Origin of the sequence: Campylobacter sp. IFREMER_LSEM_CL292, assembly GCF_025771615.1 — a bacterium.
Taxonomy (GTDB): Bacteria; Campylobacterota; Campylobacteria; order Campylobacterales; family Campylobacteraceae; genus Campylobacter_D; species Campylobacter_D lari_D.
Genome location: NZ_JAKMQP010000003.1, coordinates 94,750 through 116,267, shown reverse-complemented (window position 1 = coordinate 116,267; position 21,518 = coordinate 94,750). Strand labels below are relative to the sequence as shown.

Genomic DNA, 21,518 nt, shown 5'->3' with positions numbered 1-21,518 from the left:
CTTATAAGAAAGGCCTTTTATGTTGAGATTTTTTTTAATGTTTTTTTGTGCTTTAAATCTTTTTGCTATTACGCCAAAAGATACGATCGTTATAGCAGTGGAAAATGAGCCAGGGCGTATAAATCCGCTTTTTAGTGAAGATCATGATGTGGCAATTGCTCTTGTGTTTTCAGGACTTACACGCTTTGATGAAAATATGAGCTTAGCGCCTGATCTTGCTAGATCTTGGAAAGTTAGTAAAGATGGGCTTGTTTATGAATTTACTTTAAGAGATGATATATTGTGGCATGATGGGACTAAATTTAGTGCCAAAGATGTGGAATTTAGTATAAATGCTTTAAAAGATGAGAAGTTAAATTCACCCTCAAAGGTAAATTTTGACGCAGTTAAAGAAGTAAAAATCATCGATGATTATCATTTGATTATCACACTTTCAAAGCCTTTTCCTGCATTTTTAGACGCTTTGAGTGTGGGAATTTTACCAAAACATTTACTTGAAAAAGAAAATTTAAATACTACTAAATTTAATCAAATGCCTATAGGAACAGGACCATATAAGCTAAAACAATGGAAAAAAGGTCAATACATGATCTTAGAAGCAAATGAAAATTATCATTTAGCTAAAGTAAAAACACCAAAACTCATACTAAAACATATTAAAGATCCAAGTATTAGCGCTATTGAGCTTAAAAATGGTTCTATTGATGTAGCTTTAGTCGATTTTGCTCTAGCTTCAAATTTTGCAAATGATAAAAACTTTAAAATGCTTATAGAGCCTTCGGCTGATTATCGTGCTTTGATGTTTAATTTTAATCATGAGTTTTTAAAAGATCAAAATGTGCGTTTAGCACTAAATTACGCTATCGATAAAAAAGCTATTGTGGATTCTCTTTTGCATTCTTTTGGAAAAGTAGCAAATCATCCTTTGGAAAAATCATGGGCAAATCCTAAAGAATTTGCAACTTATACTTATGATGTAAAAAAAGCAAATGAGCTTTTAGCAAAAGCAGGCTTTGTGAAAAACAAAAATGGAATTTTAGAAAAAAATGGCAAAGAATTTAGCTTTGAAATGTATGCTATGAGTGAAGATCCACTAAGAATAGCTTTGGTAAATATCTTACAAAGTGAGTTTTTAAAGCTTGGCATTAAGGCAAAGGCAGTTGCTAAGCCGAGTGGAAGTTTTGACTATACTAAGATTGACAGCTTTTTGGTAGGTTGGGGTAGTCCTTATGATCCTGATTTTCATACTTTTAGAGTTTTTGAAAGCTCTCAAGATAGTGCTTTAAACTCTAGTGGATGGAATTTTGGTCATTATCAAAATGCTAAAGTTGATGAAGCTTTGATAAAAGCTAGAAATTCACTTGATGTAAATGAAAGAAAAAAATACTATAAAGAATTTATTGACGCTTTATATAAAGATCCTGCATTTTTATTTATAGCTTATATCGATTATCCTTTAGTTTTTGCTAAAAATATCCAAGGTATAAAACCTCATATTTTAGGTCATCATGGGGTAGGTTTTACTTGGAATGCTTATGAGTGGAGCAAAAATTAGTGCTAAAACTCATTTTTAAACGCCTTTTATGGGCGTTTTTTTTGATGATTTTTGCAAGTTTTTTATGTTTTGCGATGATTTATCATGCTAAAGGAAGTGTGGTTTTTGCTAGTGTGCCTCAAGGAACTAGCCTTAAAATAAAAGAAGAAATTGAGCATAATTTAAATTTAGACAGGCCTTTATTAGAGCAGTATGAAAATTGGCTTTTTAATGCCATGAAAGGCGACTTTTCCTACTCTTTAATCAGCGGAGAAAAGGTTAGTGAAATTTTAAAAGAAAAACTTCCCTATACCATCATACTAGGAAGTTTGGCTTTTTTTATACTTTTTGTGTTGTCTTTGGTTTTGGCACTTTTTTGCGTTCTTTATAAAGATAGTTTTTTGGATAAAATTATTACCTTTTCAACGATGAGTTTTTTTGCATTGCCTACTTTTTCTTTATCGCTAATGCTTATTTTAGTTTTTGCTGTATTTTTTAAGCTTTTTCCAAGTTCGGCTATTGCTGATATTGGCTTTGAAGATGATGTATTTAATCGTTTGTGGCATTTGTTTTTACCAGTATGTGCTTTAGTGCTTTCACATTTAGCTGTTTTTGTGCGTTTTATAAGGACAAGTTTGATTGATAGTTTAAATCAGGGCTTTATAGAAAGTGCTTTTGCAAGAGGGCTTAGTAAAAAAAGAATTTATTTGCATTTTGTATTAAAAGATGCTTTTGCTTCTATACTCGCGTATTTTGGTGCTTCCTTTGTGAGTTTTTTAATGGGAACTTATATAGTAGAAAGTGTGTTTTCTTATGAGGGTGTTGGAAATTTAGTGATTAAAAGTATATTGTTTAAAGACTATCCTGTGGTGCTAGCTGTGGTAATTTTTAGCATTTTAGTGGTAGTGCTTGTAAATTTGATCGTAGAGATAATTTGCAAGATGATTAATCCAAGGTTTGCTAATGCGTAAGTTTTATGTGATGATGATTTTGCTAAGTTTTATTTTAGCGCTTTTTGTACCTTTAATAAGTTCTTATGATCCTAATTTAGTGGATTTAAGCAAGGCTAAAATAGCCCCAAATTTAAGTCATATTTTTGGCACAGATTTACTTGGTAGAGATATTTTTACGCGTATTTTATATGCCTTGCGTGTTTCTTTATTTGTAGGGGTAATGGCAGCATTTTTTAGCGTGCTTTTTGCTTGTGTTTATGTGTTTTTAACAAGATTTTTTGCTTATGCTTTTTTCGCTAGAGTGCTTGATATGCTTTTGGCTTTACCTTCTTTGCTTGTGATTATGTTTTTTCAAAGCTTTTTGGCGGGATCTTTGTGGAGTATGATTTTTATCATCGCTTTGGGGCATTTTGCTTTTGTGGCAAAAGTACTTGATACTCAGCTTAATAAATTTCAAAAACTTGAGTTTTATCAAAATGCTATTATTCTAGGCTCTAGTAAGATGAAAGCTTTATTTAGCGAGCTTTTACCTGCTTGTTGGAATTTGCTTTTTGTGCTTTTTGTTTTAAATATCGCTCATGCTATTACAAGTGAAGCTACTTTAAGCTTTTTTGGCTTGGGTGTAGAGCTTTGGACTCCAAGTTTAGGAAATATGTTAAATGAAGCAAGTAAGGCTGTGTTTTTAGGATTTTGGTGGATGATAGTTTTTCCAGTGGCCTTTATACTTATGCTTATCCTACCTTTGCTTGCTTTGGGTAATGACTTACAAGAAGAGATTAAAGCATGATAGAAATTGCAAATTTAAATCTTAGCTTTAAAGATAAGATCTTATTAAAAGATATAAATCTTAATTTAGAAGATGGTAAAGCTTTGGGTATCATGGGTAAAAGTGGAGCGGGAAAAAGCTTGCTTTTAAAAAGCATGATTAAGCTTTTTGATAAACACTATAAACTCAATGCACAAAAATTTCAGATAGATCAAAAAGATATTTTAATTTTAAAAGAAAAAGAGCTAAATATTTTAAGAACTAAGGTAAATTTACTTTTTCAAGATGTTTATGGGAGTTTTTATCCTCTTGTTGATATAGGGAGTTATTTTAATATAGTTTTAAAAACTCATACTAATTTAAGCACAAAAGAGATTAAAGAAAGAGCCTTTTATTATTTTGAGTGTTTAGGGCTTAAAAATCATGATCTTTTGTGGCATTCTTTTATATATCAGTTAAGTGGTGGTATGGCAAGACGCATTCAAATAGCTCTAGCTTTACTAAGCGAGGCTAAGTATTTATTGTGTGATGAGATTACAAGCTCACTTGATAGAGCTAATGAAGAAAAAATCATCGCTATTTTAAAAGAGTTAAAAACACAATTTAAAAATCTCATTTTCATTACTCATGATATAAATTTAGCTAAAGAGCTTTGTGATGAGGTGGCTATCATAGAAGATAAAACTTTGATTTATCAAATGCCCGTGAAAGAGTTTTTAAGCAATCCAAAAGGTGTTTTTGCTAAAGAATTGTTAAATTATTTTGAGAATGAGAATGTTTTTAGAAGTTAAAAATTTAAGCAAATCTTATAAATTTAAAAAACATTGGTATTTAAAGGAAGAGGAAATTTTTGTTTTTAAAGATGTGAGTTTTTCTTTAAATCAAAATGAAAATTTATTGCTTTGTGGGGAAAGTGGTAGTGGTAAAAGCACTTTAGCTAAAATTCTTTGTATGCTTGAATGTGCAAATACTGGAGAGGTTTTGTTTGAAAATGAAAATATATTAAATTTAGATTTTAACGCTCAAAGAAAATTACGCCAAAAAATTCAATATATTTTCCAAGATCAAAAGCTAGCTTTAAATCCTTACAAAAATACCAAAAGACTTTTGATTGATGTGTATGAAAATTTTAAACTTAAGCCCGATTTTGGAGAGCTTTTTAAACTTTTTGATGCTTTTGAGCTTGAAAAAGATATTTTAAATTTAAAACCTTCTAAATTAAGTGGCGGTCAAAGCCAAAGATTAGGTTTGATTAGAGCTTTGCTTTTAAAACCAAAATTGCTTATTTTAGATGAAATCACAGCAGCACTTGATATACCAACTGCTTGTAAAATTCTAAATTATTTATATGCTTTTCAAAAAAAATACGATATTACTTATATTTTTATTTCTCATCAGGAAAAAATCTTACAAGATATTTGCCATAAAAAAATGTATTTATAATAAAGATAAAAACTGTTTCATTTTGAAATACATAAAAATTTATTTTTTTGATAATAAGTTTTTATATAGCTAAATTGAAGTAAAATAAATTTAATTATGCTTAAATAAAAGGTTTATTATGACGCACGCAACTATAGAGCATCAATACTTTGGCATCTTTGCAATGCTTGTTATTGCAAGTGTTATATTTTTTACTTTGGTGTATATTTCTTCTAAAATAGGCTCTAAGCTAGCCTCTCATAATAGAAAAAAACTTGGACTAGGAATTTATGAGTGCGGGCCTATGGCTTCTAAACAAGCAAATAAAATCAATTCTCAATTTTTTGTTTTTGCATTGATTTTTATTTTGCTTGATATTGAAGTGGTGTTTTTATTTCCTTGGGCGGTGATTTTTAAAGATTTAACCGCAGAACTTTCAAAATATGGCTTATCTTTATTTGCCTTAGTGGAAGTGTTTGTTTTTATTTTATTACTTGCAGTAGGCTTTTTATATGCTTATAAAAAAGGAGCATTTGCATGGCAGAGTATCAAAAAATGAGTAATGCACCAGTTGTTTTAACTACGGTTGATAAGTTAGTGCAATGGGGTAGAAGTAATTCTTTATGGGCACTATCTTATGGACTTGCCTGTTGTGCTATTGAAATGATGGCAGCAGGTGGTGCAAGATATGATTTTGATAGATTTGGAACAATTTTTAGAGCAAGTCCAAGACAATCTGAAGTAATGATTATAGCGGGTACTTTAAGTAAAAAACATGCTGAATTTACAAGAAGACTTTATGATCAAATGCCTGATCCTAAATGGGTTATTTCTATGGGTTCTTGTGCAAATACCGGTGGTATGTTTAATACTTATTCTACTGTTCAAGGGGTAGATAGAATCATTCCTGTTGATATTTATGTGCCAGGTTGTGCCCCACGCCCTGAAACTTTTCAATTTGCTTTGATGATTTTACAAAAAAGAATTCGTAAAGAAAAAGCAAGCAGAAAAATAGCTCCAAAAAGGCTTATATGATGAGAAAATATAGCGATAAAAAAAATGCTCAGCTAAAAAATTATTATGAAGATAGATTTTACCATGCACCTGCAACTAAAAAACTAAGTACAGAGAGTAGTGCTTTTGAGAGTGATCATCAAATTTTAAGTCAAGAATTTGAGTTAAAAAATTCTTTTATAGAGCTTGATTTTTGGGTGATTGAGATAAACAAAGATGATAATGTTGCTATTCTTGATAAGCTCAAGAATTTAGGTTATAGCTGTTTTACTGATGCAAGTGCGATTGATTTTGTCGCTCAAAAACAGGGTTTTGAAGTATATTATCAGCTTTTAAATATGGAGAAAAATTTAAGAGTGAGAATAAAAACTTTCGTTGGTTTAAAAGAAAGGCTTCAAAGTGTTATAAGGGTTTTTAAAGGTGCTAATTGGTGTGAGAGAGAAATATATGATATGTTTGGAATTTTCATCATCAATCATCCAAATTTAAAAAGACTTTTAATGCCTGATGATTGGTATGGACATCCTTTTTTAAAAAGCTATCCTTTGCATGGTGATGAATTTGCTAAGTGGTATGAGATAGATAAAATTTTTGGAAAAGAATACCGCGAGGTTGTAGGTGAGGAAAATAGAGATCCAGGTTTTGTAGATGAAAAAGACACGCTAAACTTTAGTAGAATTTATCATGAGGTTGGTAAAGGCGAAGCTCCAAGAGAGGATAAATACCTACAAGAATATCAAGAAGAAGGTGGCGTGCCTTTTGTTAAAAAAGCCAAAAGAACGCAAGTAAAAATTTTAGATAAGAGAAGATAAAATGCAAATTTCTACTAAATTAAAACCTTATTATGAAAATATAAGCTTTGAGCGTGAAGATGGCACCATGATAGTAAATCTTGGCCCTCAACATCCAAGTGCTCATGGAAATTTACGCCTTATTTTAGAGCTTGATGGAGAAGAAATCACCAAGGCTGCTCCTTGTATAGGTTATATGCATCGTGGTATGGAAAAAATGGCTGAAAATATGATCTATCAAGAGTTTATCCCAACTACTGATAGAATGGATTATATCGCAGCTAGTGCAAATAATTATGCCTATGTAGCTGCTGTGGAAAAACTTTGTGGTTTGGAAATTCCACGCAGAGCAAGTGTGATAAGGATGATTTTACTTGAGTTAAACCGTATTGCTTCGCATTTGTTATGGCTTGCTACACATGCGCTTGATATTGGTGCGATGACAGTATTTTTATACTGCTTTAGAGAGCGTGAGTATGTGCTTGATCTAATAGAAAAATATTGCGGGGCAAGACTTACGCATTCATCTATGAGAATAGGCGGGGTAATGCTTGATTTACCTGAAGGTTTTTTAGATGAACTTTTGGTATTTTGTAATAAATTTCCAAATGATATAAAAGATTATGAAGCTTTGCTTGATGATAATAGAATTTGGCGCGCAAGAACTGAAAATGTAGGAGTTGTAAGCAAAGAACAAGCGCTAAGTTGGGGTTGTAGTGGGGTTATGCTAAGAGGAAGTGGTATTGCTTATGATATTAGAAAAGAAGAGCCTTATTTGCTTTATGATGAGGTAGATTTTGGCGTGCCTGTGGCCAAAATGGGTGATTCTTATGCAAGATATAAGGTTTATATGCAAGAATTTAGAGAAAGTTTAAAAATTTTAGTTCAATGTGCTAAGCTTTATCAAGATACTCCGCCTGAAATTTTATGCAATCATCCTGAGTATGTAAGTGCTTCAAAAGAGCAAATCATGACGCAAAATTATTCTCTTATGCAACATTTTGTCCTAGTAACCCAAGGTCTAAAACCACCAAAAGGAGAGGTGTATGTGCCAACTGAAAGTCCAAAAGGCGAACTTGGATTTTTTATCCACTCAGATGGTAGCGGTAGGCCATATAGATTAAGAGCTAGAACCCCAAGCTTTTTTCATTGTGCATTTTTAGAAGAAATGCTTGTTGGATCATATTTGGCTGATGCAGTGGCAATTTTAGGAAGTATTAATATAGTTTTAGGCGAGATAGACCGATGAGACGCGTGGATTTAAGAAAAAGTCAAGATTTGTTTAAGGATTTAGAACAAATCATTCAAAATTCTTACATGGGTGAAGTTTTAGTAGTTTTATTTGAAATAGGAGATTTTTCTAATGTAGAAAAAAGTTTTGCTTTCATAAAAGAGCAAAATTGTGAACTTTTAAATTCTTTAAAATTTAATCAAGTAGATTGGACTATAGTTTTTAAAAAGGTGGGACAATGAAATTAGCAAAATATCAAGAAGGCTTAAATGCTTTGTGTTTTGTGGATTTGCTTTCTTTAAAAAATCCTTCACTTTGCGCTAAGCTTAACAAAAGTAAAAATTATAATATTTCTTGTTTAGAGGATAAAAATTTAAAAGCAAACTTTTATAAATGTGAGATTGCAAGTGTGCCTTTCGTGCTTGCTTTGCTTTGTAAGATGAGCTTGGAGACTGAATTTAACGAATTTGATGAGGGGTATTTAAGTGCTGAATCTTGCTTTGGTGAAGAAGAAGCTTTAGAGATTTTGGAGTTTTTAAAAGAAGCAAAATGTATTATTTTTGATGAAAATTTATATCAACATAAAGATTTTGAAAATATTAAGTATTTTTTAGAAAAACTTTGTCATAAATTTAATCTTTTGCTAATTTGCTCTAATGAAAATGAAGAAAATTTATCAATACAAAATTCTTTTAGTGAGCTTTTAGAACTTGATAATTTTGATGGAACTATTATCATGCAAGCACCTTTGGGAGACAAAAATTTGCATTGCTCTTCTTCCTTTGCTTTAATTGCTAAGGTTAAGGATGAGGATAAAATTAATTTAAAAATAAACACTCAAGAATTTATAACTATAGTAAAAATCAATCATGATTTGAAAGGCACGGTGGCTTTGTTTGATTATGAAAGCGCTGATTTTGCTTTTTCAAAAGCTCAAGTTAAGGTTATAAAATGAAAGTTATCATTAATGGTATAGAATGTGAGGCAAATGAGGGTGAGTATATCTTAAATGTCGCAAGAAAAAATGATATTTTCATTCCTGCAATTTGTTATTTAAATGGTTGTTCTCCAACACTTGCTTGTCGTATGTGTATGGTAGAAGCTGATGGTAAAAAGGTTTATTCTTGCAATACTAAAGTTAAAGAAGGTATGGTAGTAGAGAGTGATTTATCAAATTTATGGGATGAGCGTAATGCTATCATGCAAGCATATTGCATCAACCACCCTTTACAATGTGGGGTATGTGATAAATCCGGTGAGTGTGAGCTTCAAAACTTTACACACAAAGCAAGAGTAAATGTGCAAAATTATTGGATTAAAGATACCCATAAAGAGCATAAAAAATGGGGCGAGATTAATTATGATCCAGCTTTATGTATCGTGTGTGAAAGATGTATCACAGTTTGCAAAGATAAAATAGGAGAAAGTGCTTTAAAAACTACTCCAAGAGGGGCAAGCGCGCCCGATGCAAGCTTTAAAGAAAGTATGAGTAAAGATGCATTAGCTATTTGGACTAAATTTCAAAAGAGTTTAATTGTACCGAGTAGTGGCGATATGCTTGATTGTTCTTTTTGCGGAGAATGTACAAGTGTATGTCCAACGGGAGCTTTGGTGGGTTCGGCTTTTCAATATACATCTAATGCTTGGGAGTTAAAGAAAATTCCAGCTAGTAATCCCCATTCAAGTGATTGTGAGTTGATGTATTATGATATTAAACAAACTAGTATTAATAATCAAAAAGAAAAAATTTATAGAGTGAGTAATGATTTTGCTTTTGCTACGCTAAATAAAGCTGCAAGATATGGTTTTAATACCCAAAATGAAGTTCAAGGTAAAGACGAAAAAGCCTTTGAAAAATTAGTAAATATGATAAAAAATAATGAAATAAAAAATATTTTATTTAATAGTTTTATTACTAATGAAGAAGCTTTAATCTTGCAAAATTTAAGTAAAAAATTTAATCTTAATCTTATAAATCATGAAGCTAAAAAATTCCAAGATTTCCTAGCTTGTTTTTATCAAAATGCAAATGCAATGTATAATGCAAATACAGACGATATCACTCAAAGTGATTTTTTAATCATCGTAGGTTCGTTTTTACGCTATGATGCGCCAACGCTAGGATATAAAGTTAATAACGCTTTGGTAATGAATAAAGGTGCAGGGCTATATTTTCACCCTATAAAAGATAAAGGCGTGGATAAATATTCTAAAAATTTCTTGCAGATTGATCATAATATTAAAGATAATGAAAGTATTTTATTATTTATCTTGCAAAAATTTGCCAAAGAGTTTCCGCAGGATTTTAAAAACACATTAGAAAATGCGTATTATCAAGATACAAAAGAAATAGAAGAAACTATTAATGAAGAAGTTGTTGAAAAGATAGAAAAGCAAAATGAAAACGGCGAAACTATTATAGAAGAAGTTAAAAAACTTGTGCCTAAAAAAATTAAAAAAAGCATAGAGGTGCAAAGATCAAATTATGCGAAAAATCTTGGCATAGATGAGGATATTTTAGAAACTTTACTCGCAAAAAAGCAAAAATTTACACTTATTATAGGAAGTGATTTTTACTATGATGAGCAAAGTGTTAAGCTAGCAAAACTTTGTGCTTTGGTGCAAAAATATACTGAATTTAAAGTCTTTTTAAATCCAACTTGTACTAATACCTTAGGTGTGAGTTTAATTTGTGATTTAAGTCAAGATTTTCAAGCAGGAAAAACATTAGGTTATAACGAAAAAGGCGATTTTACTTTTTCTTATGATGGGCATTTTGATCTTGCAAGTTCTAGTTTAAATCAACAAGAAGGTAGCTTTGTAAATTATGATAAAAGATTAGTTCCTACAAATGCGGCTTTAGAATTTAAAGGTTATTTTTTAAATGATTTGGCAAATGCCTTAGGTTTTGATGAAGAATTTACGATCAACTATACTAAATTTTTACCACAAAATAAAGGCTTTAGGGTAATTGACTTTGATGAGTTAGAAAATCATTATGATAATGGTGGGGTAAATCATAGAGGTTATGAGCTTGATTTTTCCCATTTTGAGTTTGAAAAAACATTAAGCATTCAAGAAGTTAAAGAGCAAAATGAAGGAAATTTAACTTTATATCATGCAAATAGCATTCATCAGTTTTCAAAACTTAGTAATAGAGCTTTTAATGAGGTTGGAGCTTTATTTTTATCGTCTGATTTAATGCAAAAATTTGATTTAAACCAAGATGATAGTGTTATTTTAAAAAATGAAAAAACTCAAATTGCTATAAGTGTAAAATGTGATGAATCTTTAGAAAATGGTGCGTATTTAGGGGATTATGATAGTAAGATTGATTATAAATCTTTATTTGATAATACTCGATATGTAAAAGTTTGGCTTGAAAAAGCAGGAGCTAAAATATGAGTGATATTACTTTTTTTATTGTAGAAACAATTATAAAATGTGTGCTTGTTATAGCTATTTTTGCTACTTTAGCAGGCTTGGCAACTTATCTTGAAAGAAAGGCTTTGGCTTTATTTCATCGTCGTTTAGGGCCTGATATGGTAGGTCCTTTTGGATTGCTTCAGGTAGTTGCTGATATGATTAAACTTTTTACTAAAGAGGATATAGTGCCAACTTATGCTCAAAAAGTGGTATTTTTAATTGCTCCATTGATTGCAGCAATTTGTGCTTTTGTAGCAATTGCAGCTATACCTATTTTTCCTGAATTTACTTTATTTGGTAGAGTGATTCGTCCTATTATCGCTGATATTAATGTAGCCTTGCTTTTTGTTGTAGGTATGGGTGGAGTTAGTTTTTATGCGATTTTTTTAGGAGGTTTAGCAAGTAATAATAAATGGTCGCTGCTAGGCGGGGCAAGAGGGCTTGTTTCTATTATCTCTTATGAGAGCGTTGCAGGGCTTTCTTTGGTGTGTGTTGTAATGCTTGTTGGATCTTTGTCTTTAGTAGATATTAATAACTATCAAAGTGATGGCATACTTTCTTGGCTTATTTTTAAACAACCTTTAGCTTTTATTTTATTTGTGATAGCTATTTTTATAGAAACTAATAGAACCCCACTTTGTTTAAGTGAAAACGAAACCGAACTTGTTTCAGGTTATGGCACTGAATATAGCGGACTTAGATGGGGTATGTTTTTTATCGGAGAATATACAGCCATGATTACCGGAGCGATTATGATATCGCTTTTATTTTTGGGTGGATTTAATGATTTTTGGATTATACCAGGGGCTATTATGATGCTTTTGAAAGTGTCTTTTGTGTTCTTTTGGTATTTTTGGGCTAGAGGTGCTTTTCCGCAACTGCGTCCTGATCAAGTAATGAGAATGTGTTATTTGATTTTAATACCTTTAGCGGTTTTAAATTTATTAATTAGTGCTTTAGTGCTTGTGATATAGGAAAAAACAATGAAAAAAGGTTATTTTAAAGTAGATTTTGAGCGTAAAAATCCTCAAAATACTTATGAAAAATTCATACAAGTAATCAAGCGTTCTTTAAATACGGAGCTTTTTGTAGGTTTATTTGTCGTATTAAGAGAAATGTTTAAAAAAAACAATAGTGCAACGATTAAATATCCTATGGAAAAAGTTGCTTTAGATGATAGATATCGTGCAGTTCATCGTTTGATGCGTTTTATTGAAAGTGAAAATGAATGTTGTATTGGTTGTGGCTTGTGTGAAAAAATTTGCATTAGTAATTGTATAAGAATGGAAACGAGTTTAAGTGAAGATGGACGCAAAAAGGTCGAAAATTATAGTATTAATTTAGGGCGTTGTATTTATTGTGGATTTTGTGCTGATGTTTGTCCTGAACTTGCCATTGTGCATGGTAAAGAATATGAAAATGCCGCAGAGCAAAGATCTTATTTTGGTCAAAAGGAAGATTTTTTAACCCCTATCGATGAGCTTAAAAATCAAGTGGTGTTTGAAGGAAGTGGTAGTTTAAGAAAAGATGCTGATGATTTAGTAAAGAAAACTCCAAATTATTATGAGATAGATTTGCAAAGACAGCAAGATGCTCCAAAGGAAGAAAATGTTTGAAACGATAGCTTTTTGTTTATTAAGTGTTTTGGTGTTGGGATTTTTTTTAATTAGTGTTTTAAGCACTAGCGTGCTTTATGCTATCAGTTCTTTGGCTGTGGCTATGGTTTTTTTAAGTGGATTTTATTTTTTACTTAATGCTGAATTTATTGGAGCAATTCAAATAATTGTTTACAGTGGAGCTATTTTAGGTCTTTATAGTTTTGCTATGATGTTTTTTGATGCTTCTATAAAAGTAAAAGAAAGTTTAAAAGGTAAAAGAATCTTCATTTTTGCTGTGATTTTTAGTGCTGTTTTATTAGTTAGTATTATTATGGGATATGAGTTTGGTTTAAATGAAACTAGTGAAGTTTATAGTCTTGATTCTACTCAGCAAATAGGCTTTGCTCTATTTACAAAATATATGCTTGCTTTTGAATTTATGGCAATTTTACTTTTAATAGCTTTAATTTGTGCTATAGCACTTACTCAAAAAAATGTAAAAAAGGACGAACAATGATGTTAGAAAAATACTACATTGTGGCTATTTTGATGTTTATCATTGGTCTAATAGGTATCATAAAACGCCAAAATTTAATTATGCTTTTTATTTCAAGTGAAATTTTATTAAATGCTGCTAATTTGGCTTTAGTTACAGCAGGAGCTTCTCATAAAGACATAGAAGGTCAAATTTTTGCTTTATTTGTAATGGGAGTTGCAGCTTGTGAAGTAGCTGTTGGGATAGCGCTTTGTGTTTTATGGTATAGAAAAACAGGAACACTAGAGCTTAGCTCTTTAGCTGAAAAAGGAGAGATAAAATGCAAAATTTAGCTTTAATTGCACTTTTTTCTCCTTTGGCTTCAGCTGCTATTTTAGGTATTTTTGCTTTTAGTACCAAGAAAATTATTTTAGGTTATTTAGCTTCTTTATTTATAGCTTTTTCAGCTCTTGCCTCAATTATTTTATTAAATAATGGAGTACATTTTAATTTTGAACTTGGCACTTGGATATCTTTAGTAGATGTTAGTTTTGGTTTTAAAATAGACTCTATTGCTTTGATTATGATGAATGTGGTAAGTATAGTAGCGACTTTTGTGCATTTATATAGTATATTTTATATGGAGCATGATGAAGGGTTTAATCGCTATTTTAGCTATTTGGGGCTTTTTGTTTTTTCTATGATGTTTTTGATTATGAGTGATAATTTCTTAGGACTTTTCATAGGTTGGGAAGGTGTTGGACTTTGCTCATGGCTTTTGATAGGTTTTTGGTATCATAATGAAAAATACACTTTTGCTGCTAATGAAGCATTTATCATGAATAGAATTGCAGATTTGGCTTTGCTTTTAGGAATTTTCTTAATTTATATAGAATTTAACTCTTTAAAATATGATGAATTTTTTACCCTTTTATCTTTAGGGCATGAAAATGATGTGATTTTGATTTTAATAGCACTTTTACTTTTTGTAGGTGCTATGGGTAAATCAGCACAATTTCCTTTCCATACTTGGCTTGCTGATGCTATGGCAGGACCTACGCCAGTTTCAGCTCTAATCCATGCTGCTACTATGGTTACTGCGGGAGTTTATTTGGTAATTCGCGCAGGGGAGCTTTATTTACAAGTTCCTGAAGTAGGGTATTTTATCGCTATACTTGGAGCTTTTGTAGCACTTTTTGCTGCTTCTATGGCCATGGTGGCTAAAGATTTAAAAAGAATTATTGCATATTCGACGCTTTCTCAACTTGGGTATATGTTTGTAGCAGCAGGTCTTGGAGCTTATGCAATAGCTTTATTTCATCTTGCAACTCATGCATTTTTTAAATCTTTATTATTCTTAGGTGCAGGTAATGTTATGCATGCTATGAATGATAAGCTTGACATTAGTAAAATGGGTGGACTTTATAAAAGTATGCGTTTTAGTGCTATTTTAATGCTTATAGGTTCTTTAGCTTTAGCAGGAATTTATCCTTTTGCAGGATTTTTCTCTAAAGATTTAATTTTAGGATTTTCTTTTATAAGCCATCATCATGGAATTTTTTTAGTACTTTTAATAGCAGCTTTTATGACAGCTTTTTATAGCTTTAGACTTTTAATGCTTGTATTTTTTACTCCAAAAAGACATGAAGAACATCCCCATGAAGCTAGTAAAATAGCTTTGCTTGCGATGAGTCCTTTGGCTTTACTTGCTATTATAGCAGGATTTTTTGAGCATAGCTTTATGGATTTTGTAAGTAAAAATTTAGCTTTTATTGATGGTCAAAATTCTTTAGTTATGATACTTGCAAGTGTTTCTGCGGTACTTGGAGTGCTTTTAGCTATCATAGCTTATTGGAAAAATTGGTTTAAACCATCACTTTCTAAAACAAGTATTTACAAACTTTTGTTTAATGAATACTACATACCAAAATTTTATCATCAATTTATTGTTAGTAAGTATGCTTTATTTTGTGAATTTTTAAGAAAAGCTGATAAAGAAATTTTAGATGCTTTGGTAGATAGTATTGCATTTTTCCTTAAAACATTTGCTAGGGTTCTTAGTATGGGTAAGGATTATTCTTTGGCTTTAAGGATTGTAGTTTTGGCTTTTGTGTGTTTATTTTGTTTAGCTTTGGCGGTGTAATATGCTTGGTTTATTAATGTTATTTCCATTTTTTGCGGCTTTTATAGCTTTATTTTTACAAAAAGAAGATAGCAAGTCCTTTGCTGTTTTAGTTAGTTTTTTGATTTTAGTTTTTAATGTTTTTTTGTTATTTAACTACGATGGTGGCATGGCTTATGAATTTAGTTTAAATTCTTTGATAGTTAATTTTCACATAGGTGTAGATGCTATAGCGCTTTATTTAATATTACTTTGTTCTATTATGATTTTTTTATCTTTTATATGTTTGGATATTCAAGATAAAAGTGTTGTAATAAGTATATTTTTATTACAATTTTGCATTGTAGGACTTTTTGCTTCATTGGATGCTTTATTGTTTTATGTATTTTGGGAGTTTTCTCTTATACCGCTTATTTATTTAATAGGTAGATATTCAGATAATTATAAGGCAGGGATTAAATTTTTCATTTATGCATTTTGCGGTTCTATGCTTATGCTTTTAGCTATTATTTATGTGGGATTTTTGTATTATCAAAGTTTTGGATATTGGAGTTTTGATTTGTTAGCTTGGTATAAGAGTGAATTTTTTATACCTGAGAATGCACAAAATCTAATATTTGTAGGATTTTTTATTGCTTTTGCGATTAAAAGTCCTTTATTTCCTTTTCATACTTGGGCTCCAAAGGTTTATACCAAAAGTCCGACTTTAGTATCTGTAATGCTTGTAAGCTTTAAAATGGCACCTTTTGGGTTTTTAAGATTTATTTTGCCTTTAGCGCCTGATACTTTGAATCATTATTATTCTTTACTTGCTATTTTATGTATAGTTGGAATTTTATATGCAGCCTTAATTGCTTTTAAAGCCAAGGATTTAAAAGAATTAATTGCTTATAGCTCAATTTCGCATTTGGGTGTGGTAATTTTAGGTATCGTAACTTTTACTTATAATGGGGTTAGTGGTTCTGTATTTTATATGTTTGCACATGGTATAGTAACAGGTGGCTTATTTTTAGCCGCTTATATGCTTTACAAAAGATATCATACTTTTGATTTAGACTTTTATAAAAATTTAGCTAAAACAGCCCCATTATTTAGCTTTTTCTTTGCAGTATTGTTGTTTTCATCTATTTCATTGCCTTTGACTATTTCCTTTGTAGGTGAGTTTTTGATCTTGCAAGGTGTGGCAAGTGTAAATTTATGGTATGCATTATTTGCGGGCGGTGTAATCGTTTTAGGAGCTATTTATATGCTAAATATTTATAGAAATATGTTTTTTACTACTTGCGAAGAAGAAGTGTACAGTAAATTTATGCTTAAAAAAGGTGAAATTTTTGTTTTAAGTATTTTAAGTGCATTAGTGATTTATTTAGGGGTAGCTCCAAGTGCTATGCTAGATCAAATTGCTTCTAATGTAAATAGTATTCTTGAAGTTATGCAAACAAGAAATATCGCCATAGAAAATCAAAAAATCATAGATAGTATAAGAGGTTTTTAATGAGTGGTTTTAGTTTAGAAAAATTAAATTTTGTATTATTATTTCCTGTGTTGTCATTGCTTTTTTGGGCTATTGCATTACTTTTATTGAGTGCATTTAAAAAACTTTCTAGAAATTTTTATATAGGAGCAAGTGTTATAGCTTTGCTTAGTACTTTGTGTTTTTTATTGCTTTATAATGGTTTTGTTTTAGATAATTCTCATGCTTTTTTTGGTTTATTTGTAAGCGATAATTATGCAATTTTTGCGCAAATAATTATTTTGTTTTTTTCTATGCTTTATTTGCTTATAGACAAAGATGAACAAAGAGCAGAATTTTTTTCTTTATTTTTGTTTATGGTTGCTTCCTTAATATTAATGGTTTCAAGTACTAATTTGATTGTGATTTTCCTAGCTTTAGAAGGATCTTCTTTAGCTCTTTATACATTAATAGCATTAAGAGGAACTCATAATGCTATTAGTTCTAGCATAAAATATTTTGCCTTAGCTGCAGTAGGGGCTGGATTTTTTGTTTTTGCTTGTGCTTTTGTGTATTTAAAAACAAAGTCTTTGGATTTGGATAATTTATTGCATTCTGAATATATTTCAGATCCTATATTATTATGTGCTGGAGTAATGTTTTTGGTTATTGTTGGAGTAAAACTTTCTATCGCTCCTTTTCATTTTTGGCTAAAAGATGTATATTGTGGAGTTCATACAAATTTTATAGCTTTCATATCTATTGTTCCAAAAATTGCTATGATAATAGTAGTTTTAAGAATTTTTTCTGCTTTAGGCGGTGGAGTAAAATTTGAATATATAGTCGCATCGTTAGCAATTTTTTCTATGCTTGCTGTAAGCATAGTAGCTTTAATTCAAAAAGATGCAAAAAAAATGCTTGCATATAGCTCTATTACTCATTCTTCTTTTATATTGGCTGTTATTGTTTCTAGTATGAGTGTGAGTTCTCAAGGAGATGGAACTTCTTACCTGCTTTCAATTTTTGCCTTGTTCGTTTATTGGGTTTCTTTTGCTTTTGCAAACTATGGAATTTTTTTAATCTTAAGTTTATTTCAAAAAAGCTCATTTGAAAGTTTTTCTGGCTTATTTGATCAAAGACCCGTATTATCTATAATATTAGCTATGTTTATTTTATGTATAGCAGGAATTCCACCTTTTGGGATTTTTTGGGGTAAAATTTTAATTTTAGCTTCTATTTTAAATTCAGGCTATTATGTGCTTATATTTGCTATAGCTTTAAGTTCCATGATCATGCTTTATGCTTATTTGAAAATTTTAATTTATATCTTTTTTAAAAAAAGTCAATCTATAAAGAGTATAAATTTAGATATTAAGCAAAAGATTATTTTAAGTTTATGTTTTATCGGAAGCTTATCATGTGCGTTTTTGCTTTTGTGAAATAATATTGCTATAATCACGCTCATGATAAGGATTTTATTTTTATTATTATTAAGCATAAATTATATATTTTCTTTTGAGGTTATTGTTAATAAAGGGGAAGAACAAAATCGTCCCTTTACACTTTTGCATTTAAAAGATAATAAAGATTTTACTTGCAAGAGTATTTTTGAATTTGAAAAAACTCATTTTGAGTGTAATGTTTTGGGCGTTAGTAATATGCAATTTCAAAATAAAGAATTTGATGATTTTACAATTTATTTTGAAAAACACCAAACTTTTTTGACAATTAAAATATATCCTAAAATTTTAGCTAAAATGTTTAATTATTCTCAAGATATTTTTAATGCTAAAGAAATTCAAAGTCAAAATGGAGATACTTCTAAACATTTTGTGTTTATTTTTACTAAGGATTTAAGGTATTATAAACCTAGCGATGGACTTGATTTTGATATTTATTTTGATGATGCATTAATGCCTTATATTGGAGCATTGGATTTAAATTCTAATCCTATGGAAACTTCAAAAAGTGCAGATTTTAATGCATATTTTAATATCAAACAAGAATATGAAGCCAAAAAATACGATCAAGTTTTACGAGATGCTGTTAATGCTATTAAGCGTTATCAAGGTAGTGTATTTATGAATGAATTTGAGCTTTATAAATTAAGAGCGCAAAATAAGCTTTACACTTATGAGCTTGATAAAGATCAGCAAATTTTAGAGCAAATGCTAGATGATGCTAAAAGATGGGTGAGAACTTATATTAATGATAAAGATTATACGGAAGTAATGTATATCATGATGAGAGTTTATATGGGCTTATCTCAAAGGTCTAATGTTGATTATATTATTGATACTTTAAGTACTGAGCATAAAGATGATAAATATACCATAATTGCTTTACTTGATTATGCAGATTATTTATATCATTTGGGTAAAAAAAATATAGCAAATAATATTTATCAAGATGTATACTATTCTACTCCGAATGCAGATTTAGCTAGTAGGGCTGCTTTATTTTTGTCTAAAAATTATTTAGAAGCGCAAAATACAAAAGAAGCCAAAGAGTTAGCAAGTAAAATTTTAGAGTCAAATCCTGAATTTTTTATGAGTGATTTAGAAAATTCTTTATCCTTAGCTAAGGCTTTTAGTAATCATAGAATTTATGATTTAAGTTCTAAAATTTATGAGTATATTTTTACGCATTTGACTAAAGTCGATAAAGAATATGAAAGAGTATTAAAAGATCTTTCTTTGGCTTTGTTAAATGCAAATGAACATACTAAAGCTCAAAAGTATTTAGATCTTTACACAGAAGATTTTCCTTTGGGTGAATATGTGAGTTTAATAAAAGAAGCTCAAGATAAAAATTTCTTATATTTAAAAGATAATAATGCAAGTTTTTTACATCAAAGATATGAAGAGATCATGCAAAAGTATGCTGGAGAAATTTCTAGTATGGCTTTATTTGATAATGTGAGATTATATTTTCAAGAAAAAAATTATGAAAAAGTTGTAAGTTATCAAAAAGACATAGAAAAATATTCCAACAAAGAAATCAAAAATCTTTTAGAACAAGCTGCTATTTTAGTTTTAGAACAAAATTTAAAAAATGATGAGTGCTTAGCTGCTGTTAAAATATATGATGATTTTAAGGTCTATGATGTGGGAAATAAAATACAAAATAAAAAACAAATGCTTGAATGCTTTAAGCGTACTACTCGTATAGAAGAAGCTAAAAAATATATAGTGGAAAATGAAAATGATGATATTATTTTTTATAAACTCCAAAGTGCAGATTTAGCGCTTAAAGATAAGCGTTATCGTTTTGTTGTAAAAACAATTAATGATATTTTAAATACAAGAACTATTATTAGCGATGATGAAAAATTTGAAGCAAATTATATTAAATTTTTTGCTGAACTTAAATTGCAAGATTATAATGCTATGATAAGAACTTTGCAAAAACTAGAGCAATTTCCTATGAATTATCGTATGGTGGAATTATATTATGAGTTTTTGCGTTATTGTGAAAAAAATAATTTTCTAACAAGTATTTTAACTTATGCTCCAAAGGCTATTGATTATCAAAATTTAAAAGGAGTAAATCTTTTTAGTCCGGATTTAGAATTTATCTATATCAAAGCCTTAAAACAAAACAATCAAGCTCAACAAGCCTTAACTTTGTTTAAAGATTTGCTTGCTAATCCTTTAAAAGATGATGAGCGCGCAAGAGCTTTTTATATGCAAAGTAATATTTATGAAGATTTAAAAGATATGCAAAATCAAAAGCAAAGTTTGCAAAATTGTATAGATATTAACACGACAAGCAATTGGCAAAATTTATGTAAAGATAAATTAAATGTCTTAAACACTCAGCCTTGATGTTTTTTTAAAATATAAGCTTTTAAATTTTCATAAGCGTTTTGAAAATCTAAAATTTCTTTGTTGAATTTTTTATTAAAAGTTCTTTGTCTTTTGGCAAGTTGTCTTGTGTGAATGATGATGAGTTCTTCAAGCTCGTTTAAATTTATTTTTTTATCTAAAAAATCTTTACATTCTTTTAAGCCTATGGAATTTAGTGCTTTTAAATGATGATCGTAGTTACTATATAGCATTTTAGCTTCATCTATTAAACCCTCATCAAGCATATTTTTAGTGCGTTTAATAATGCGTTTTTCCAAAAGATCTTTTTGCCAAGAAATTTCAAAAATATCAAGTTTTTTAATTAAAGCTTCTTGTTTTGTTTCTTTTAAAACTTCGCTTGGGATTTTATTAGTTTGCTCATAAATTCCAAGCCATTTTTTTAAGCGATAGGTGTCGTTTTTTTCTATTTTGGCATGTGGATCAGTTTTTATCATTAAATGATAAATTTCATCATTACTTAGCGTGCTTTGACTTTCTTTGAAATTTTCACTCAAGCCATCCATTAAAGCTTTTAAATAAAAACTAGTTCCACCTGTGATGATAAGCATTTGATCGTTTTTTTGTGCAAAAGCTTTTGCTTTTTTATATTCTTCAAAAAACAAAGCGATGTTAAAATGCTCATTGACATTTAATAAATTTATGCCAAAATAATCAAGCTCATCTAAGGTTTTTTGCTCTGTTTTGGCTGAAGCGATGTTGATTTGTTTATACACGCAAAGACTATCAAGGCTTAAAATACTTGCATTAAATTCATAAGCTAGTTTGTTAGCAAGTTCTGTTTTGCCACTTGCAGTAGTTCCAATAAGAGCAAATTCAAAAAACATCGTAAAAATATCCTAAATTTAAAATTATTTTAGTAAAATC

21 protein-coding genes are annotated in these 21,518 nt (G+C 29.9%); 20 read left to right on the top strand and 1 reads right to left on the bottom strand.

Going from position 1 to position 21,518, the window contains the following annotated elements; translation table 11 throughout:
- The first annotated feature begins 19 nt into the window (after nucleotides 1-19).
- The 20 genes from L8T82_RS03295 to L8T82_RS03200 all read left to right on the top strand — a co-directional run bounded on the left by L8T82_RS03295 (nucleotide 20) and on the right by L8T82_RS03200 (nucleotide 20,612).
- Nucleotides 20-1,555 (top strand): ABC transporter substrate-binding protein, encoded by a 1,536-nt coding sequence (locus L8T82_RS03295; protein ID WP_263725854.1) that lies wholly within the window; start codon nucleotides 20-22, stop codon nucleotides 1,553-1,555.
- The gene (locus tag L8T82_RS03290; protein WP_263725853.1) at nucleotides 1,540-2,505 is read left to right on the top strand and encodes an ABC transporter permease; all 966 of its coding nucleotides are present in this window, start codon (nucleotides 1,540-1,542) and stop codon (nucleotides 2,503-2,505) included. The genes L8T82_RS03295 and L8T82_RS03290 overlap by 16 nt, the downstream gene beginning before the upstream one ends.
- Nucleotides 2,498-3,274: an ABC transporter permease gene (locus L8T82_RS03285; protein ID WP_263661959.1), complete on the top strand. Its 777-nt coding sequence runs from the start codon at nucleotides 2,498-2,500 to the stop codon at nucleotides 3,272-3,274. The genes L8T82_RS03290 and L8T82_RS03285 overlap by 8 nt, the downstream gene beginning before the upstream one ends.
- Nucleotides 3,271-4,044 (top strand): ATP-binding cassette domain-containing protein, encoded by a 774-nt coding sequence (locus L8T82_RS03280; protein WP_263725852.1) that lies wholly within the window; start codon nucleotides 3,271-3,273, stop codon nucleotides 4,042-4,044. The genes L8T82_RS03285 and L8T82_RS03280 overlap by 4 nt, the downstream gene beginning before the upstream one ends.
- On the top strand, nucleotides 4,028-4,696 hold the full coding sequence (locus tag L8T82_RS03275; RefSeq protein WP_263725851.1) for an ATP-binding cassette domain-containing protein: 669 nt from the start codon (nucleotides 4,028-4,030) through the stop codon (nucleotides 4,694-4,696). Before L8T82_RS03280 ends, L8T82_RS03275 begins: the two co-directional genes overlap by 17 nt.
- 118 nt (nucleotides 4,697-4,814) lie before the next feature.
- Nucleotides 4,815-5,234, top strand: a complete 420-nt coding sequence (locus L8T82_RS03270) for an NAD(P)H-quinone oxidoreductase subunit 3 (protein ID WP_220566531.1) — start codon at nucleotides 4,815-4,817, stop codon at nucleotides 5,232-5,234.
- A complete protein-coding gene (locus L8T82_RS03265; RefSeq protein WP_039619352.1) occupies nucleotides 5,213-5,710 on the top strand; it encodes a NuoB/complex I 20 kDa subunit family protein in 498 nt (165 codons plus the stop codon). Before L8T82_RS03270 ends, L8T82_RS03265 begins: the two co-directional genes overlap by 22 nt.
- Complete coding sequence (locus L8T82_RS03260; RefSeq protein ID WP_263705179.1) at nucleotides 5,710-6,501, top strand: NADH-quinone oxidoreductase subunit C; 792 nt, start codon at nucleotides 5,710-5,712, stop codon at nucleotides 6,499-6,501. The genes L8T82_RS03265 and L8T82_RS03260 overlap by 1 nt, the downstream gene beginning before the upstream one ends.
- Before the next feature lies 1 nt (nucleotide 6,502).
- Entirely contained in the window at nucleotides 6,503-7,729 is a 1,227-nt protein-coding gene (gene nuoD / locus L8T82_RS03255) for an NADH dehydrogenase (quinone) subunit D (RefSeq protein ID WP_263725850.1), read from the top strand.
- Nucleotides 7,726-7,953, top strand: coding sequence for an NADH-ubiquinone oxidoreductase subunit E family protein (locus tag L8T82_RS03250; RefSeq protein WP_133319473.1), 228 nt, complete (start codon nucleotides 7,726-7,728; stop codon nucleotides 7,951-7,953). Before nuoD ends, L8T82_RS03250 begins: the two co-directional genes overlap by 4 nt.
- Nucleotides 7,950-8,666, top strand: a complete 717-nt coding sequence (locus L8T82_RS03245; RefSeq protein ID WP_220566533.1) for a hypothetical protein — start codon at nucleotides 7,950-7,952, stop codon at nucleotides 8,664-8,666. The genes L8T82_RS03250 and L8T82_RS03245 overlap by 4 nt, the downstream gene beginning before the upstream one ends.
- A complete protein-coding gene (locus L8T82_RS03240) occupies nucleotides 8,663-11,116 on the top strand; it encodes an NADH-quinone oxidoreductase subunit G (protein ID WP_263725849.1) in 2,454 nt (817 codons plus the stop codon). Before L8T82_RS03245 ends, L8T82_RS03240 begins: the two co-directional genes overlap by 4 nt.
- Nucleotides 11,113-12,111, top strand: coding sequence for an NADH-quinone oxidoreductase subunit NuoH (gene nuoH, locus L8T82_RS03235; protein WP_133319476.1), 999 nt, complete (start codon nucleotides 11,113-11,115; stop codon nucleotides 12,109-12,111). Before L8T82_RS03240 ends, nuoH begins: the two co-directional genes overlap by 4 nt.
- A 9-nt stretch (nucleotides 12,112-12,120) precedes the next feature.
- Nucleotides 12,121-12,753, top strand: coding sequence for an NADH-quinone oxidoreductase subunit NuoI (gene nuoI, locus L8T82_RS03230; RefSeq protein WP_133319477.1), 633 nt, complete (start codon nucleotides 12,121-12,123; stop codon nucleotides 12,751-12,753).
- On the top strand, nucleotides 12,746-13,252 hold the full coding sequence (locus L8T82_RS03225; RefSeq protein WP_263662753.1) for an NADH-quinone oxidoreductase subunit J: 507 nt from the start codon (nucleotides 12,746-12,748) through the stop codon (nucleotides 13,250-13,252). The genes nuoI and L8T82_RS03225 overlap by 8 nt, the downstream gene beginning before the upstream one ends.
- Entirely contained in the window at nucleotides 13,252-13,563 is a 312-nt protein-coding gene (gene nuoK / locus L8T82_RS03220; RefSeq protein WP_087699810.1) for an NADH-quinone oxidoreductase subunit NuoK, read from the top strand. Before L8T82_RS03225 ends, nuoK begins: the two co-directional genes overlap by 1 nt.
- Nucleotides 13,551-15,353 (top strand): NADH-quinone oxidoreductase subunit L, encoded by a 1,803-nt coding sequence (gene nuoL, locus L8T82_RS03215; protein WP_263725848.1) that lies wholly within the window; start codon nucleotides 13,551-13,553, stop codon nucleotides 15,351-15,353. Before nuoK ends, nuoL begins: the two co-directional genes overlap by 13 nt.
- A 1-nt stretch (nucleotide 15,354) precedes the next feature.
- Nucleotides 15,355-16,827 carry a complex I subunit 4 family protein gene (locus L8T82_RS03210; protein WP_263725847.1) on the top strand — a complete coding sequence of 491 codons (1,473 nt, stop codon included), beginning with the start codon at nucleotides 15,355-15,357 and terminating at the stop codon, nucleotides 16,825-16,827.
- Nucleotides 16,827-18,224: an NADH-quinone oxidoreductase subunit N gene (locus L8T82_RS03205; RefSeq protein ID WP_263662756.1), complete on the top strand. Its 1,398-nt coding sequence runs from the start codon at nucleotides 16,827-16,829 to the stop codon at nucleotides 18,222-18,224. The genes L8T82_RS03210 and L8T82_RS03205 overlap by 1 nt, the downstream gene beginning before the upstream one ends.
- Before the next feature lie 24 nt (nucleotides 18,225-18,248).
- On the top strand, nucleotides 18,249-20,612 hold the full coding sequence (locus tag L8T82_RS03200) for a tetratricopeptide repeat protein (protein WP_263664553.1): 2,364 nt from the start codon (nucleotides 18,249-18,251) through the stop codon (nucleotides 20,610-20,612).
- Here the strand turns inward: L8T82_RS03200 and miaA are convergent.
- Nucleotides 20,603-21,478 carry a tRNA (adenosine(37)-N6)-dimethylallyltransferase MiaA gene (gene miaA, locus L8T82_RS03195; protein ID WP_263676250.1) on the bottom strand — a complete coding sequence of 292 codons (876 nt, stop codon included), beginning with the start codon at nucleotides 21,476-21,478 and terminating at the stop codon, nucleotides 20,603-20,605. The two genes, L8T82_RS03200 and miaA, sit on opposite strands and share 10 nt — an antisense overlap.
- Nucleotides 21,479-21,518: the final 40 nt, after the last annotated feature.